Source organism: Parasediminibacterium paludis (genome assembly GCF_042651445.1).
GTDB lineage: Bacteria > Bacteroidota > Bacteroidia > Chitinophagales > Chitinophagaceae > Parasediminibacterium > Parasediminibacterium paludis.
Genome location: NZ_JBHSDC010000003.1, coordinates 443,233 through 459,205 on the forward strand (window position 1 = coordinate 443,233; position 15,973 = coordinate 459,205).

At 36.4% G+C, this 15,973-nt stretch carries 9 protein-coding genes; all 9 read left to right on the forward strand.

All coding sequences use genetic code 11. The annotated features are described in order from the left end of the window. Window positions 1-119: 119 nt before the first annotated feature. A complete protein-coding gene (locus tag ACFOW1_RS05595; protein ID WP_379012770.1) occupies window positions 120-3,440 on the forward strand; it encodes a SusC/RagA family TonB-linked outer membrane protein in 3,321 nt (1,106 codons plus the stop codon). Between the two features lie 24 nt (window positions 3,441-3,464). Then, window positions 3,465-5,096 carry a SusD/RagB family nutrient-binding outer membrane lipoprotein gene (locus ACFOW1_RS05600; protein ID WP_379012771.1) on the forward strand — a complete coding sequence of 544 codons (1,632 nt, stop codon included), beginning with the start codon at window positions 3,465-3,467 and terminating at the stop codon, window positions 5,094-5,096. 63 nt (window positions 5,097-5,159) lie between these two features. Continuing rightward, window positions 5,160-6,236: an alkaline phosphatase gene (locus ACFOW1_RS05605; RefSeq protein WP_379012772.1), complete on the forward strand. Its 1,077-nt coding sequence runs from the start codon at window positions 5,160-5,162 to the stop codon at window positions 6,234-6,236. Between the two features lie 4 nt (window positions 6,237-6,240). Continuing rightward, a complete protein-coding gene (locus ACFOW1_RS05610; RefSeq protein WP_379012773.1) occupies window positions 6,241-7,062 on the forward strand; it encodes a tyrosine-protein phosphatase in 822 nt (273 codons plus the stop codon). Window positions 7,063-7,152: 90 nt separating this feature from the next. Continuing rightward, window positions 7,153-8,874, forward strand: a complete 1,722-nt coding sequence (locus ACFOW1_RS05615; protein WP_379012775.1) for an amidohydrolase — start codon at window positions 7,153-7,155, stop codon at window positions 8,872-8,874. 492 nt (window positions 8,875-9,366) lie between these two features. Beyond that, window positions 9,367-10,179, forward strand: coding sequence for a glycerophosphodiester phosphodiesterase (locus ACFOW1_RS05620; protein WP_379012776.1), 813 nt, complete (start codon window positions 9,367-9,369; stop codon window positions 10,177-10,179). A 78-nt stretch (window positions 10,180-10,257) separates the two neighbouring features. Beyond that, window positions 10,258-10,836 carry a helix-turn-helix domain-containing protein gene (locus ACFOW1_RS05625; RefSeq protein WP_379012777.1) on the forward strand — a complete coding sequence of 193 codons (579 nt, stop codon included), beginning with the start codon at window positions 10,258-10,260 and terminating at the stop codon, window positions 10,834-10,836. A gap of 158 nt (window positions 10,837-10,994) precedes the next feature. Continuing rightward, entirely contained in the window at window positions 10,995-14,306 is a 3,312-nt protein-coding gene (locus tag ACFOW1_RS05630; RefSeq protein WP_379012779.1) for a SusC/RagA family TonB-linked outer membrane protein, read from the forward strand. 21 nt (window positions 14,307-14,327) lie between these two features. Then, the gene (locus ACFOW1_RS05635) at window positions 14,328-15,932 is read left to right on the forward strand and encodes a SusD/RagB family nutrient-binding outer membrane lipoprotein (RefSeq protein ID WP_379012780.1); all 1,605 of its coding nucleotides are present in this window, start codon (window positions 14,328-14,330) and stop codon (window positions 15,930-15,932) included. Window positions 15,933-15,973: the final 41 nt, after the last annotated feature.

Consider the following 15,973-nt stretch of genomic DNA (forward strand, 5'->3'; position numbering starts at 1 on the left):
ACCTTAAAGTAACGCTAATGTTATGTTTCGTTTTTTGATTTGCCGTTAACATTTTGATAACCAACGGGGGCTGTTTTGAAGGAATGAAGTGGATTAATCTTGCCGAAATTTTAACAATTATGCAACTTAAAAAACATTTTATGCTTGCTTGTACTATGTTGCTATGCTTCACGGCATCGCTATTAGCGCAAGACAAAAAAATTACTGGTAAGGTTCATACCGCTACAGGTGTTGGCATTGCAGGTGCTTCGGTGATAGGTAAAACCTCAAAAAGAGGTACAGCCACTGATAATGCTGGTAATTTTACAATTACTGCATCTCAAAATGACAATGTATTGGTAATTAGTTCTTTGGGTTTCTTATCTCAAGAAATAGCTATTACTGGTAAATCTGATCTAGATATTACATTGGTTGAAGATCCAAGACAATTAACAGATGTGGTTGTTACCGCTCTTGGTATCAAAAAAGAAACCAAAAGATTAGGTTACGCAACTACGCTAGTAAAAGGTTCTGACCTTACTAAAGCTAGAGACGTGAACGCATTACAGTCACTTACAGGTAAAGTAGCAGGTTTAACCATTGGTGCTTCAGCTGAAATGTTGGCTAGACCGCAAATTGTATTGCGTGGTAGTACTGATTTGTTATTTGTTGTTGATGGTGTGCCAATTAACTCTGATACTTGGAACATAAGTGCAGATGATATTGAAACTTACAACGTGTTAAAAGGCCCTAATGCTGCTGCATTATATGGTTTTAGAGGTATTAATGGTGCTATCATCGTTACTACTAAACGTGGTTCTAAAGATAAAAAGGGTTGGCAAGTTGATTTTAATACCAGCGATATGATTGAGCATGGTTTTATTACCGAGCCTCAAAGCCAAACAGAATATGGCCGTGGTACTAAATATGTATATTCTTATGGCGATAGATTGTATGATAACTCTCAACGTTTACAAGAATATGGTCCTCGTTTTGAAGGTCAATTAATTAAACAATACGATAGTCCTTTCGATCCTACAACTGGTATTAGAACTGCAACGCCTTGGTTGGCTCGCGGTGCTAATAACTTCCATAAGTTCATGGAAACTGGTTTGTTATCAACGAACAACGTTTCTTTATCTGCAAGTGGTGATAAATATGATGTGCGTATGTCATATTCTCATACTTATCAAAAAGGTACAGCACCTAATACGCGTTTAAATGTTGATAACGTAAACATCAATGCAGGTTACAATCTTACTAGCAAATTGCGTGTAGAAGGTAACATGAATTTGAATTTGCAATATTCTCCTAATATCCCAGATGTTAGTTATGGTCCTAACAGCTATATCTACATGTTTAAAGTATATGGTTCTTCAGATTACAACATCGACGATTTGAAAGATATCTACAAAGGCCCACAAGGTGTTAACAACCTAGTGCAATATGCGCCTGAGTATGGTCGTGAGAACAGTGCTTGGTTTATTGCTAAAAAATGGTTACGCAGCCACAACAAAACTGATATCTACGCTTACTTAAAATTGAATTATAAAGTAACCCCTAATTTGGATTTAAGTGTACGTTCTCAGGTTACCACTTGGAACCAAACTAGAACAGAGCAAGTACCTGCTTCTACAAACCTAAATACCTACTTACCTTGGTATTACTTCGGTTGGTATGGTGATTATAGAGTAGATCAACGTAATTTACTTGAAAACAATACAGATTTCTTAGCTACTTACACTAAAAAAATAGGTGGTTGGGATATCTCTGCTAACGCAGGTGCTAGTGAAAGATCATTTAGCTTTAACTCTTTCTGGGGTACTACTAAAGACTTAGCTATTCCTAACGTATATACTTTGTCTAACTCTATCAATGCTCCTTTAAGCTATACTTATTCTGGTAGAATGCAAGTTTACAGTGGCTATTATAGCTTTGACTTTGGATATAAGAAATTCTTTAACGTATCTACTACTGGTAGAGTTGATAATCTATCTACTTTATCTGCTGGTAATAATACATTCTTCTACCCTTCAGTTTCTGCAAGTTCAGTACTATCTGACTACTTAGATTTGCCTAAAGCAGTATCTTTCTTGAAGTTAAGAGCTTCTTATGCTGATGTAAAAGGTGGTTTAACAAGTACTACTATACCTTCTGCTTATGCAGCAATTACTGGTAGTTCTACAGGTTCTTTATTAGGCTATGGTACTGATTTGTATACTTCTTATGATGGTCCTACTTATCAAAACCAAAATACTTACAACTACGCTTCTTATTATAATGGTACATCTTCTGTTAACTATTCAAACACAATCGCTAATCCAGCACTTAAGCCTTACAACGTACAGTCTTTTGAAGCAGGTATCGATGCACGTTTCCTTAAAAACAGAATGGGTTTTGATGTTACCTATTTTACAAGTATTAATGGTCCATTGATTTACCAATTGGGTGTTGCACCTTCAACTGGTTTCTATGGTCAAAACGTGAATGGTATTACGTCTCTTAAAAAAGGTATAGAAATTGCTTTCAATGCTTCACCTATTAAAAATCCAAATGGTTTTTCTTGGGATGTAAATCTTAACTGGTCTACTTATAAAGAAACTTTAAAAGATATTTATGGTAGCGAGCAAACTTTATTCTTGAATGGTCATAACTACAAAGTAGGTGATAGATTAGATGACCTTTACAGCACTAAGTTTGTAAGAGATGGTTCTGGCAATGTCGTATACGCAGGTGGTAACCCAATTCAGGCGCCAAGTCAGTCTGATAATAGCAACTTAGGCTTAATTGGTCATTTAAATCCAGATTTTACCTTTGGTGCTTCTAACAGAGTATCATACAAAAACTTCAGTTTAAGCTTCCAATTTGATGGTCGTATCGGTGGTAAAATTTATGATAGAGTTCTATACCAAGGTAATAATGGCGGTACTTCTTTAGAAAGTGCTTCAGGTGACTTTGGTGTTGCTCGTTATAACGACTGGATTGTAGCTAAAAACAATGGTGGTACATTACCTTCAACTTATGCAGGTTCTTATGTAGGTAAAGGTGTTGTAGTTACTGCTGGTACACCGCATTATACAAATGGTCAAATAGATAACCTTTCTTCTTTAACGTTTGCTACTAATACAACGCCAAATACTGTTCAAGGTTATTTGTCAAGTGGTATCGGTGCTAATTTCGATGAGTACTATTATGTAGACCGCTCTTTTGTTAAATTAAGAGAAGTTACTTTATCATATGCTTTACCTGCTAAATTCTTGAACGCTAAAAAAATAAAAGCTGTTACGTTCTCATTAGTAGGCAGAAACTTATTGTATTTCGCAGCAAGAAAAGATTTTGATATTGAGCAATATGCTTCTGGCTTCAATGTAGCTGACAGAAGCGCAGGTGGTACCAACAATACAGATTTGCAAAGTGCCACTTCACGCAGATATGGTGTAAACATCAATATTAGCTTTTAATAGTAACTTAAAAAAAACAGTAATATGAAACTTATATCATTAAAAAATAGCTTAGCAGTTATAGCCATTGCAATAGCTGTTATCACCACAAGTTGCCAAAAAGGCGATTTGCTATCAAATCCCAATGCTGTTAGTGCTACTAGCAGTGTTCCACCTGCTTTATTGTTAAATCATATAACTTACAGTTTGTATGCTGGTGGTGGTGTTACGGATGGCCGCTCTGGCGCAGTAAATGAAATTCCTTGGGACTTGCCTTTTATTTGGAGCCAATACCATGTATCTAATTACCAATATTATCGTGGTAATAACTTTTATAACTGGTCTGCAACAGCTACCAATTATGATATGTTGAGATATGCAAGTCTTATGGAACAACAAGCTATCTCTCAATTTGGTTCTACACCTAACCCTTATCCAGCTTTGGCTAAGTTTTTTAAGGCATATAGCTTTATTTGGTTAACACAAAGAGTGGGTGACATCCCAATGACACAAGCTGGTGATCCTAACAACTTAACACCTACTTATAATACACAACATGATGTATATAAAAATAGCTTGGCTTTGCTAGATACTGCCAATACTTTATTAGGTAAATTAGTTAGTTTGGGTTACAATTCTGTTGTCGGGGGCGATATTTATAACTTTACCACTTTACAATGGCAACAAGTTGTAAACGCTTACAAATTGCGTGTATTAATTAGCTTAAGCAAAAGAGCGGTTGATAATGCAGATTTAAACATCCCAGGTCAGTTTGCAACCATCATAAATAATCCATCTCAATATCCGTTATTTGGCAGTAATAGCGATAACTTAGTATTTAAGTTTAATACTGCTTATAATGGTTACCCTATTTGGACACGTGGTAATGGCCCTTACAATAACTATTCTAACATTTGTAAAACATTCTTAGATACTTTAACGGCATACCACGATCCACGTACGTTCATTGCAGCTACCCCAGCTCCTGCACAAATTACTGCTGGTAAATCTATCAGCGATTTCACTGCTTATGTTGGTGCTGATATTAATACGCCTATAGCTACATTGTTTTCTAACGGTTCTACATTGGCTACTAGTATTTATTCTTATGCTAACTACAAGCGTTACTATGCTGGTTCTCCTGCGGGCGCTGTTGCAAATGCAGAGCCTTATATCATTATCGGTTACCCAGAAATGTGCTTTAATATTGCTGAGGCGATCAATAGAGGTTGGGTGTCTGGTACCGCTGCAACTTGGTATACCAATGGTATTAAAGCTTCACTAGGTGTTTATGGTTTAACACAGGGTCAAACCTATACTGTAGGTGATGGTACTGGTAAAACTTTAGGTACAGTAACTATTGATATCAATACGTTCTTAAATAATGTTGCTTATGCAGGTGATAATGCAGTAGGTCTTAACCAAATTTTGACTCAGAAATATGTTGCTTTCTTCCAAAACTCTGGTTGGGAAGCGTTCTATAACTGGCGCAGAACTGGTGTTCCTACCTTTGCACAAGGCGGTGTTGGTATTGGTACACCAACTGGTTTAATTCCTAGACGTTGGCAGTACCCAACAGACGAATTAAACTATAATACTACTAATTGTAAAGCAGCTATTACTAGCCAATTCGGTGGTGTAGATGATTTAACAAAAGATACTTGGTTAACTAAATAAACCATTATTGAAGTCATAAAAAAGGGGAAGCATTTGTTTCCCCTTTTTTAATACAAGCATAAAATGAAACACATCATAATAACACTTGCTTTTACAAGTACTTTTTTATCGGCTCAGTCGCAAGACACGACCTTAAATAAGCACCCCAAAAATATTATTTTAATGATTGGCGATGGCATGGGCACAGCACAAATTTATGCTGGCCTTACCGCCAATAAGGGCAAATTGAATTTAGAACGTTGCACTGTTGTTGGGTTTCACAAAAACCAACCCGTGGGTAGTTATGTTACCGATTCTGGTGCTGGAGCTACTGCTTTTGCCACAGGCAAAAAAACCTATAATACAGCCATAGGTGTAGATGCTACCGAAGTTGCCCAGCCCACCATCTTAGAAATTGCCAACAAACATGGCTTGGCTACTGGTCTTGTAACAACTTGTAATATTACCGATGCTACCCCGGCCGCTTTTATTGCGCACCAACGTAATAGGCAAATGATGGAAGAAATAGCGGCTGATTTTTTAAAAACTGATATCGATGTATTTATTGGCGGTGGTAAAAAATATTTTGCCAATAGAAAAGATGGTAAAAATCTGTTAGATAGTTTAAAAGCAAAACAGTATCAAGTCATTGATACCTTTCCTGATGTTGTCAAAGTTAGTTCGGGTAAGCTTGCTGGCTTTGTCGCCTATGAAGATCCTAAGCGGATGCTAGATGGTAGAGGCAATCAGTTGGTACCATGTACCCAAACGGCGCTGCGCATTCTATCTAAAAATACCAAAGGTTTTTTCTTAATGGTTGAAGGCTCACAAATAGATTGGGGTGGCCATTCTAATAATACAGATTATGTTACCAGCGAAATGATTGATTTTGACAGAGCCATAGGCGAAGTGCTAGACTTTGTAGAAAAAGATGGTAATACATTGCTTATTATTACTGCCGACCACGAAACAGGCGGTATGGCACTTATTGATGGCGATATGGCTACTGGAAAAGTAGAGGCGAAATTTCTCACAGACCACCATACTGGTGTAATGATACCTGTATTTGCGTATGGTGTTGGCGCCGCAGCTTTTGCAGGTATTTATAATAATAATAACATTTTTGATAAGATGCTTGCAGCATTTCAATTTAAACAATAACAACATGAAAAAGCTATTACTATGGATGGTTGCGATAAGTCCAATGGCAACCTTTGCACAAATAAACGATAGTACACAACGCCAAGTAAAATTACAAGGCGCTGTTAACGTAAGAGATTTAGGCGGCTATGCTACTAAAAGTGGTAAAGCAGTGAAATGGGGTAAAATATACCGCAGTGCCGAGATTAATAACTTAACGCCTACCGATTTAGATACACTTCGCAATCGCAAGATTGATTATGTACTTGATTTTAGAGGTCCTGCAGAGTTTACTACTGCACCGGATAAATTGCCTGTAGGTGCTACACGTATTTCGCTGCCAAGTGGTAGTGAAGATGTAGGCGATAGAGGTAAAATGATGCAAAGCATGATGAAAGCAACCACTGGCGATAGCATTATGCTACCATTTTATGCCAATATTGCACCATTCACTAATAGATACAAGCCCATGTTTGAAACCTTACTGCACCATGCAAAAGATAGTGCTGTGTTGTTTCATTGTACGGCTGGTAAAGACCGCACAGGCATTGCGGCTGCTCTTATTTTATATGCACTTGGCGTAGATGAGCAAACCATTATGAATGATTATTTAGCAAGTAATTATTATCGCCAACGTGATAGTGAGCGTATGAAAACATTATTGGTAAATACCTATCATATGAAAGAATCAGTAGTTAATGATGTGATGGGTGTAAATGAAAAATACCTAAACGCCACTTTTACTGCTATCAAAGCGCAATACGGTAGCGTAGATAATTATCTAAAAAAAGAAATGGGCTTGGGGACTAAAGAAATAAAGCAACTACGTGAAGCTTATTTAAATTAATTAATAAAAATTACTAATTAAGCCCATTCAGTTTTTTACATTTTTGGCAAAAAACTGTTTGGGCATTTTTCATTCATCAATTGTTATTATATGAAGAAGATGGTACTTGTTTTGGTTGCTATTTTTTGTAGCAGCATCATTTTTGCCCAAAAAGCAGATATTATCATCACCAATGCCAATATTATTACTGCAGCGCAGAAAGGTGATCGACAACAAGCTTTGGCTATTAAAGATGGTAAAATATTGTTTGTTGGCAGTAATACGGCGGTGTTACAATACAAGCAAACAAATACTAAAATGATTGATGCCAAAGGCAATACAATTATACCAGGCCTAAACGATGCGCATTTACATCCAAGCCCAGAAACGCCTTTTTCACAACTAGACCATACCATACGCCTAGATACTGTTACCAGCATGGGTAGTTTAATAGCATTGCTTGCAAAAAAAGCAGCCATTACACCAAAAGGTATGTTGATAAAAGGTAGAGGCTATAACGAAGCGAAGCTAGGTAGCGAGCCAACTATTGAATTTTTAGATAAAGCATCTACAGCGCATCCCATTTTAATTACACATGCGTCTGGTCATAAATCGGCAGCCAATTCTACCTTGCTGGCTATTAATCACATTACTAAAGATACCCAAGACCCTGCTGGTGGTGCATTTGATAGATATGCAGATGGCAGCCCTAATGGCATTTGCAAAGAAGCAGCTTCGCGTAACCTTACCAATAACCCGCAAATAGTACCCTATCCGGTGCTTACCAAAGCACAAGAATTGGCCAATTACCAACAATATTTTAATCATTTATTATCTTTTGGTATTACAAGTATTGGTGATGCAGGTGCTGATACCAATCGATTGAAAATTTACCAAACGCTGGCCAATGAAAACTTCCCTATGCGTTTTAATGTGATGATCGTGGATAAACTATTGCCAGAAATGGAGGGTGGCGATGCCCACCACGAAACAGACGAATGGAAAGCCCTTTCTTATTTTGATAACCATACCATCCCTCAAATTGAAACCGATGGATTGAGAGTAAAATCTATTAAGGTGTTTCATGGCAATTCGTTAAGTGGTAAAACTTGCTGGCTGTACGAACCTTATGAGATGCCAAATCCTGCCACTGGCAAAATGGATTATTATGGTATTCCTTACAAGCGCACACAGCAACAGTTAGACAGTTTATTCTTAGCCATTCATCGTAAAGGATTACAAATATGTGTGCATAGTAATGGGGATAGAGAAATTGACATGGTATTAAATGCATTTGAAAAAGTATACGCTACAGGCAACCCGTTAAACCTACACCATCGCATTGAACATTGCAGTATTGTAAACGATAGTATTATCGCTCGTATTAAAAAGCTAGGTGTTATTCCCGTATTGCATGATTATATCAATGAGCTTGGCGATTTATTAGAACCTTATGGTGCAGATCGTTTAAATAGAATGTTTGCTACTAAAAGCTTTTTAGATGCTGGCATTTTACCCGCTTTACATTCTGATGCACCTGTCTCTAACTACGATGCAAGGGCAAGATGGGAAAGTGCTGTATTGCGCACAACGGCTAGTGGTAAGCAATTAGGTGCTAAACAATGTGTAGATGCAGAAGATGCGCTGATCATGTTTACCAAAGGCGGTGCCAATGCTACAGGCGAGTTAGCTAAAAAAGGTACTTTAGAAAAAGGTAAACTTGCAGATTTTGTAATATTACAAGAAGACCCAACCACAATTCCTGCCAATCAAATACACAACCTACATATTTTACAAACATGGGTAGGTGGGGTAAAGGCTTTTTCAAAATAATGGAGCAGTAGTATATAGCTATCGCTTAGTACTCCTATTATATCTTTAAGTAATATTTATATCAAAATATATGACAATTTATTTTGGTTAAGTCAATTCGTTCTCATTTTTTACAAAGCAATCTTTTTATACTTATTGATTTAAATAACCATTTTAGCCTTTTTCATTGATAAAGTTTAAATATACATTTGTATTCAATTTTTAAATAATAAATAATTGATTTTCAAATTTTTTAACAAAAAGGTTCGTTAGAGATCTAATCTCTAACAAACCTTTTTTATGAGTACTTAGTGTGCTTATTTCTCTTTCGTCCACCAAGTATTGGCGCTCATCATTACCAATAGCAACCAACTGAAAGCGTACTTCGTCATATTTTTTGGGTAAAAATATATGGGGTCATTTTGCTTTTTCACCGTTGGTACAATGTTAACTATCAGTTCATATTAGGTCAAGTGTTTTCTCTGTTACTTGCGGCATATAAAATAGTCTACTATGCGTCCTGTCGCTTTATTTGTCGTTGTGTTGTTGCCTGTATTCGTTTTTGCCCAACCGAATAAATTACCCAAATCTAAGCATCATTTTATAGTGGTAGCCCACAGAGGCGACCATACCCAAGCGCCAGAAAATACCTTAATGGCTTACAAAAACGCTATAAAAAATGGGGTAGATTATGTAGAAATAGATTTACGTACCACAAAAGATAGCCAACTAGTAATCATGCATGATGCTACCTTGTTGCGTATGACGGGTGTAAATGCGAAAGTGAAAGATTGCATGTATGATAGTTTGATACACATACCCGTTCGAGATACGAATCATCCAGAATGGGGTAGCCAACCATTGCCAAGTTTTGATGAAGTGCTGCAGCTTTGCAAAGGCAAAATCAATATTTACCTCGATTTCAAATCGGCTTCAGTACAGCAAGCCTACCAAGCCATTGTGGCCCACAAGATGGAACAACATGTAGTTGTGTATATTAATGAACCTCAACAATTTATAGATTGGCGCCGAATTGCACCAAAAATGCCGTTGATGATTAGCTTGCCAAGAAAAGTAACTTCAAAAGCCATGATGGATAGTGTGCTTACAAAGTACCCTATTGATATTTTAGATGGAAATTATACAGAATACACATTAGAAACCGTGCAAGCAGCTAAAGAACAACAAGTGCCTATTTGGGCGGATATACAGAGCAAGGATGAAGACAAAAACTGGCAAGCGGCAGTAGCACTTGGCATAGATGGCTTACAAACAGATCATCCCAAAGCTTTGATTGATTTTTTAAAAAAGTATAGAAAACGCTAATAAGCAAAGGGTCTACAAATTGTTTTGAATTATTTTATTCACGTTACAACTACTTAAGTTTGTACAAATTGTTGGCCAATGCAAGAAGATATCATTGTTCAAATTACCAATAAGCTGAAAGAAGTACGAAAAGACAAAAACATCACCCTGCAAGAACTAGCAGATAATGCAGGCGTGTCTAAAGGTATGTTGAGCCAAGTTGAAAACAACCGTACCATTCCTTCACTAACGGTGTTTCTAAACATTATTAAATCGCTGCAGATAGACGTCAACGATTTTTTCAAAGACATTAATAGTTTGCCAACCGCCAATAAAGTTATTTTTAAAAAGAAATCACAAAACCAATTTTTTGAAAAAGAAAATGCCATTGGTTTTAGTTATCAACGGTTATTATCTACCACCATTAATGACCAGCATTTAGATTTTGTACTGCTCACACTGCAACCAAATGCCAGCAGACCTATGGTAAGTACCGACGCCTATGAATTTAAATTACTATTGAAGGGAAAAGTAGAATATGTAATAGGTAATGATACCTATACGATGGAAGAAGGCGATACCTTATTTTTTGATGCTTCTGTACTACATAACCCAAGAAACATAGGCAATGAAGAAGCCATATTGTTTGTAGCCTATTTGTTTAACAAGATAGACTAGACACATACGATTCCATTAACAATTTGTTAGCAAATGTTTAATATTGGTACACTTTCTCTTCTTTAGGTAACAATTTGTTTACCACAACTTAACTTTTGCAATACGTTAACATAACATTGCTCTGATAGTTTTGCGACTTAAACGTTAAAATTCTGTTTATGAAGCAATTAAAACATTCATTTTTTAGATGCTTGTTACTGGCTATTGCAGTAATAAGTATTCCACAAATGTTACTAGCCCAAACGATGCAAGTAAAGGGTAAAGTAATTGATGCAACCACACAAAAGCCAATTGAAGGCGCTAGCGTAGTCGTTGCAAAATCTACAAAAGGAACATCTTCAAATGCGCAAGGTGAATTTACCATCGCTGCTGAGAAAGGTAGCAAATTGGTAGTATCATCTATTGGTTATGCAAGCCAAACAATAGTGGCTAACAGTGCCTATGTAAGCGTTGCTTTAACACAAGCTGTTACGCAAGTAAATGAAGTAGTGGTTACCGCAACAGGTATTAAAAAAGAAGCAAAACGTTTAGGTTATGCTGTACAAACCATCGATGCTTCAAAATTAACTGCGGCTAGAGAATCAGATCCAATTAACGCGTTAAAAGGTCAAGCTGCTGGTTTGACTATCAATGTAAACCAAGAAATTGGTCACTCTCCAGACGTTATCATCCGTGGTGAAAACGGTTCTGGCGACAGACCTATGTTTGTGGTTGATGGTGTGGCTATAAGCTCCGATACTTACAATATCAATCCTGATGATATAGAAACGATTACTGTATTAAAAGGCCCAAATGCTGCCGCTTTATATGGTTTCCAAGGTAAAAATGGTGCCATCATCATTAGTACTAAAAAAGGTTCAAAAGATAAAAGAGGTTACGCTGTAACATTCAATTCTAGTACACAAATCAATAAAGGTTTTATTGCTTTACCTAAATACCAAGATACATATGGTCCTGGCGATAATGGTTTATATGCTTTTGGTGGTGGTGGTTCTAGCCCATTAAACTACAAAGGTACTGGTGCTATTGGTATTGGTGTTAACGACTACGATTATGACGTTTGGGGTCCTCAATTCAGAGGTCAATTAATTCCTCAATATGATGGTGCTTACGATCCTACACAAACGTATTCTACTACTTTCGCAAATGGTTATACTTATAAAGGTCACGTGGCCCCAACACCATGGGTAGCTAGAGGTAAAGACAATCTAAAAAGATTTTTACAAGCTGGTTTAATTTCTACCAACAGTGTTTCTTTAGAATCTTCTACTGAAAAAACAGATGTACGTTTTTCTTTGGGTAATACTTACCAAAAAGGGATTGTACCAAATACTTCTTTAAACAACTTTAATGTTACTGGTAGCATTATCCAACGCTTTAATTCTAGATTAACGTTAAGTAGCTATATCAACTTTAGCAGACAATCTACACCAAACGTTCCAGACGTTACTTATGGTCCTAATAGTATTATTTACAACATGATTATTTGGGGTGGTGCAGACTGGTCAGTGGATGACATGAAAAATTACTGGCAGCCTGGTCACGTAGGTACACAACAAAAATATGCTGAGTTTTATCGTTATAATAACCCTTATTTCCAATCTTATGAGTGGTTAAGAGGTCACTATCAAAACAACGTATATGGTTATGTATCTCTAAACTATAAAGCTACTAAAGACTTAGAATTCCAATTAAGACCAAGTGTGACAACATTAGATATGTTGAACAACGAAAAAATGCCTTACTCTGCTGGTTCTTATAGCAACCCTAATCGTTTAGGTAACTATGACGAAGACAGAAGATCTCGTTTTGAAACCAACGTAGATGCACAAGTAAAATACAATAAGAAAAACTTGCTTAAAGTATTAGATCTGAGTGCAATTGCTGGTGGTACTATGAGAGATTTAAATTTTAGCTACGATTATTTACAAACTAACTATTTAAGCGTTCCAGGTATTTATGCTTTCTCAAACTCATTAAATCCATTGAGCGGTATTGGCTACAATGCTAAATTGAAAGTATTGAGTGCTTATGCATCAGTAGATTTAGGTTATAAATCTTATTTAATTGGAAGTGTGACTGCGAGAGTGGATAAATCATCTACTCTACCAGTAAATCACAATAGCTATTATTATCCATCTTACAACTTGGCTTCAGTAGTATCTGATTATGTACAGTTACCAAAATTTGTATCGTTCTTTAAAGTAAGAGGTTCTTATGCAGAGAGCAAAAGTGGTGGTACAACTTCTACTTTCTCTGGTTTATCGGGTGGTTCTTTGGGTACTGGTTATTCATGGGCTACACCTTACGATGGGCCTTCTTACCAGTTCTCTCAAGCTTATTCTTTGGGTCAATATTATAACGGTGCTATTACCAATTCTGGTAGCTATACCAATACAACTATCGATCCTAATGTAACAACTGCTGATAGAAAATCAACTGAGTTTGGTTTTGATGTCCGTTTCTTAGATAATAAATTAGGTTTTGATGTAACACATTACCATTACAAAAACGTTGGTATTACTTACCAAGGTACTTCTGCTGCATCTGGTTATTCTTCATTCTTAACCAATGGTAATACTTATACCAATGATGGTTGGGAAATAACCATGAATGCCAATCCAATTAGAAATAAAAATGGTTTTAACTGGAATGTTACTACCAATTTCTCAACGTTTGTAAAGAAATGGGTAAACAATGCGAATCCTGATAGTTGGGAATACAATGGTCAACGTATCGATTTAGTATACGGTAATGCTTTTGTAAGAACACCAGATGGTAAAATGGTTATTGACCCAGCTTCTGGTCTGTATTTACGTTATTCTGATGTTGGTTCTTCTGCTAAAAAAATATTTGGACATTCTGATCCAGATTTCCAATGGGCTGCTATTAATACATTAAGCTACAAAAACTTCGCTTTACGTTTCCAATTTGATGGATTAGTAGGTGGTGTATTGGAAGATTATGTAAGAAAGAAAACTTTACAAGGTGGTCGTCATATCGAAAGTGCTGAAGGTGCTTTGGGTGCTGCACGTCCTTCTGATGAAGCTAATATTGCCGCATATACTGCTGATGGTGTGAATTTAACTGGTGCTAAAATTCAATTAGATCCAATTAATGGTACTATTACCAATATGGCTGCTTTAACACAAACACAAAATACTGCTAAAAGCCAAGTTCAACCGTTCGTTACACGTTATGCATCCATTGCCGATTTAGATGTTATTAGTAAAACTTATGTTAAGTTGAGAGAAGTAACATTTACATACACGCTTCCAGAAAAATTAATCGGTGGTAAAAATGCATTTATCCGTAAAGCAACAGTATCGTTTGTAGGTAGAAACTTATTGTACTTCTTCCCTAATCGTTACAAAGATTTGGATGTAGACCAATATACACAAGACAGTGGTTCTGGCTTACAAACACCTACCACAAGAAGCTATGGTTTCAATGTTAACCTTACCTTTTAATTCACCACTAATACAAAATTTATGAAATTATTTAAAAATATAGCAATAGTCGTGATTGGTGGACTATTATTAGCCTCATGCTCAAAGAAAATTGAGAGTTTACAAGTAGATCCTAACAATCCAACAAGTGTACCCCCAGAATTGATTTTGGGTAATATACTTACTAGCGTTGCTGGTCATGGTAGTGCTAGTTTAGGTGGTGTTAGTTCATGGAACAACGCCCATTTATGGAATCAGTATTATTGTTACAATTACGATTATTATGGTAACAATATCTATTCTTGGACAAATTTTAGTTATAGCCCATATCTAGTTTTGAAAAATGAAATTCAAATGGAAAAAGAAGCAGCTTCTAGAGGTGCCGCTTCTGTAAACCCATATGAAGCAATCGGTAAGTTTGTAAAAGCTTACTACTACTACAATATGACTTCTTTGTTGGGTGATGTACCTCAAGCTGATGCTTTACAAGGCAGTAATAATCCAACCCCAACATATACTAGTCAATTGAAAGTATTTAGCTATGTATTAAATGTGTTGGATAGTGCCAATTCAGATTTTGCCACACTAATTGCTAAAAACGACCAAACTTTAGCAGCTGGACAAGATCCATTTTATAGTGGTAACTTAACTAAATGGCAGAAACTAGTGAATTCTTATAAATTGAGAATATTAATTGCTTTGAGCAAAAAATCAGCTGATGCAACATTAAACGTTCCTGCTCAATTTGCTAAAATTGTAAATAGCCCAGCTACTTATCCAGTATTTACTAGCCAAGCAGACGACTTTAAATATACGTATGACGCCACTTATAATACTTACCCATTCAACCCAAATGCATTTGGTTCAATTGGTACGCGTGTTAATATGGCTGCTACTTATGTTACAGCTTGTACAACTACACAAGATCCAAGAATATTTATCACAGCTGAACCTGCATGGTCATTAGTGGGTAATGATCCTAATCCAGCTCAATATCAATATTTTGTTGGTGCAAGTACAGGTGAGCCTTTGTCTACCATGTATGGTAATGCAAGTGCCAATAAATATTCTTTCATTAACAGAAAAAGATACTGGTCAAACAATATTGGCGAACCAGATGTGTTAGTAGGTTATAGAGAATTGTGCTTTAATTTAGCGGAAGGCATTACTCGTGGTTGGGCAAGCGGTAACGCTGAAAGCTGGTATAAAACTGGTATTAACGAGTCTATGAAGTTTTATGGTATTGATACTACAAAATCAAGCTTCACCACTTATTTCTTATTACCAGGCAATACGTCTATTGCACAAGCAACACCGTTTACGATTAATTTCAATTTCAATACTTATTACACACAGCCAAGTGTACAATTGTCTACAACTTCTGCCACTGCTATCAATCAAATTGTAATGCAAAAATATATAGCGATGTTCCAAAACTCTGGTTACGAAGCTTATTACAATTGGCGCAGAACAGGTGTTCCAGCATTTCAAACAGGTTCTGGTGTGGGTAATAACAATACCATTCCTTTGAGATGGTCTTACCCTTTAAGTGAGCAAACTCAAAATACAGCTAATTACAAAGCGGCTTTATCTGCTCAAACTTATTCAGCTGATGATTTGAACCAAACCATGTGGTTGTTGAAGTAAAATCAATAATAGTTTAATAATACCGAAGTAAGGCGAAATCT

Coding starts and splice junctions, on each gene's coding strand:
- ACFOW1_RS05595 (WP_379012770.1), top strand. CDS start 120: ATGCAACTTAAAAAACATTTTATGCTTGCTTGTACTATGTTGCTATGC.
- ACFOW1_RS05600 (WP_379012771.1), top strand. CDS start 3,465: ATGAAACTTATATCATTAAAAAATAGCTTAGCAGTTATAGCCATTGCA.
- ACFOW1_RS05605 (WP_379012772.1), top strand. CDS start 5,160: ATGAAACACATCATAATAACACTTGCTTTTACAAGTACTTTTTTATCG.
- ACFOW1_RS05610 (WP_379012773.1), top strand. CDS start 6,241: ATGAAAAAGCTATTACTATGGATGGTTGCGATAAGTCCAATGGCAACC.
- ACFOW1_RS05615 (WP_379012775.1), top strand. CDS start 7,153: ATGAAGAAGATGGTACTTGTTTTGGTTGCTATTTTTTGTAGCAGCATC.
- ACFOW1_RS05620 (WP_379012776.1), top strand. CDS start 9,367: ATGCGTCCTGTCGCTTTATTTGTCGTTGTGTTGTTGCCTGTATTCGTT.
- ACFOW1_RS05625 (WP_379012777.1), top strand. CDS start 10,258: ATGCAAGAAGATATCATTGTTCAAATTACCAATAAGCTGAAAGAAGTA.
- ACFOW1_RS05630 (WP_379012779.1), top strand. CDS start 10,995: ATGAAGCAATTAAAACATTCATTTTTTAGATGCTTGTTACTGGCTATT.
- ACFOW1_RS05635 (WP_379012780.1), top strand. CDS start 14,328: ATGAAATTATTTAAAAATATAGCAATAGTCGTGATTGGTGGACTATTA.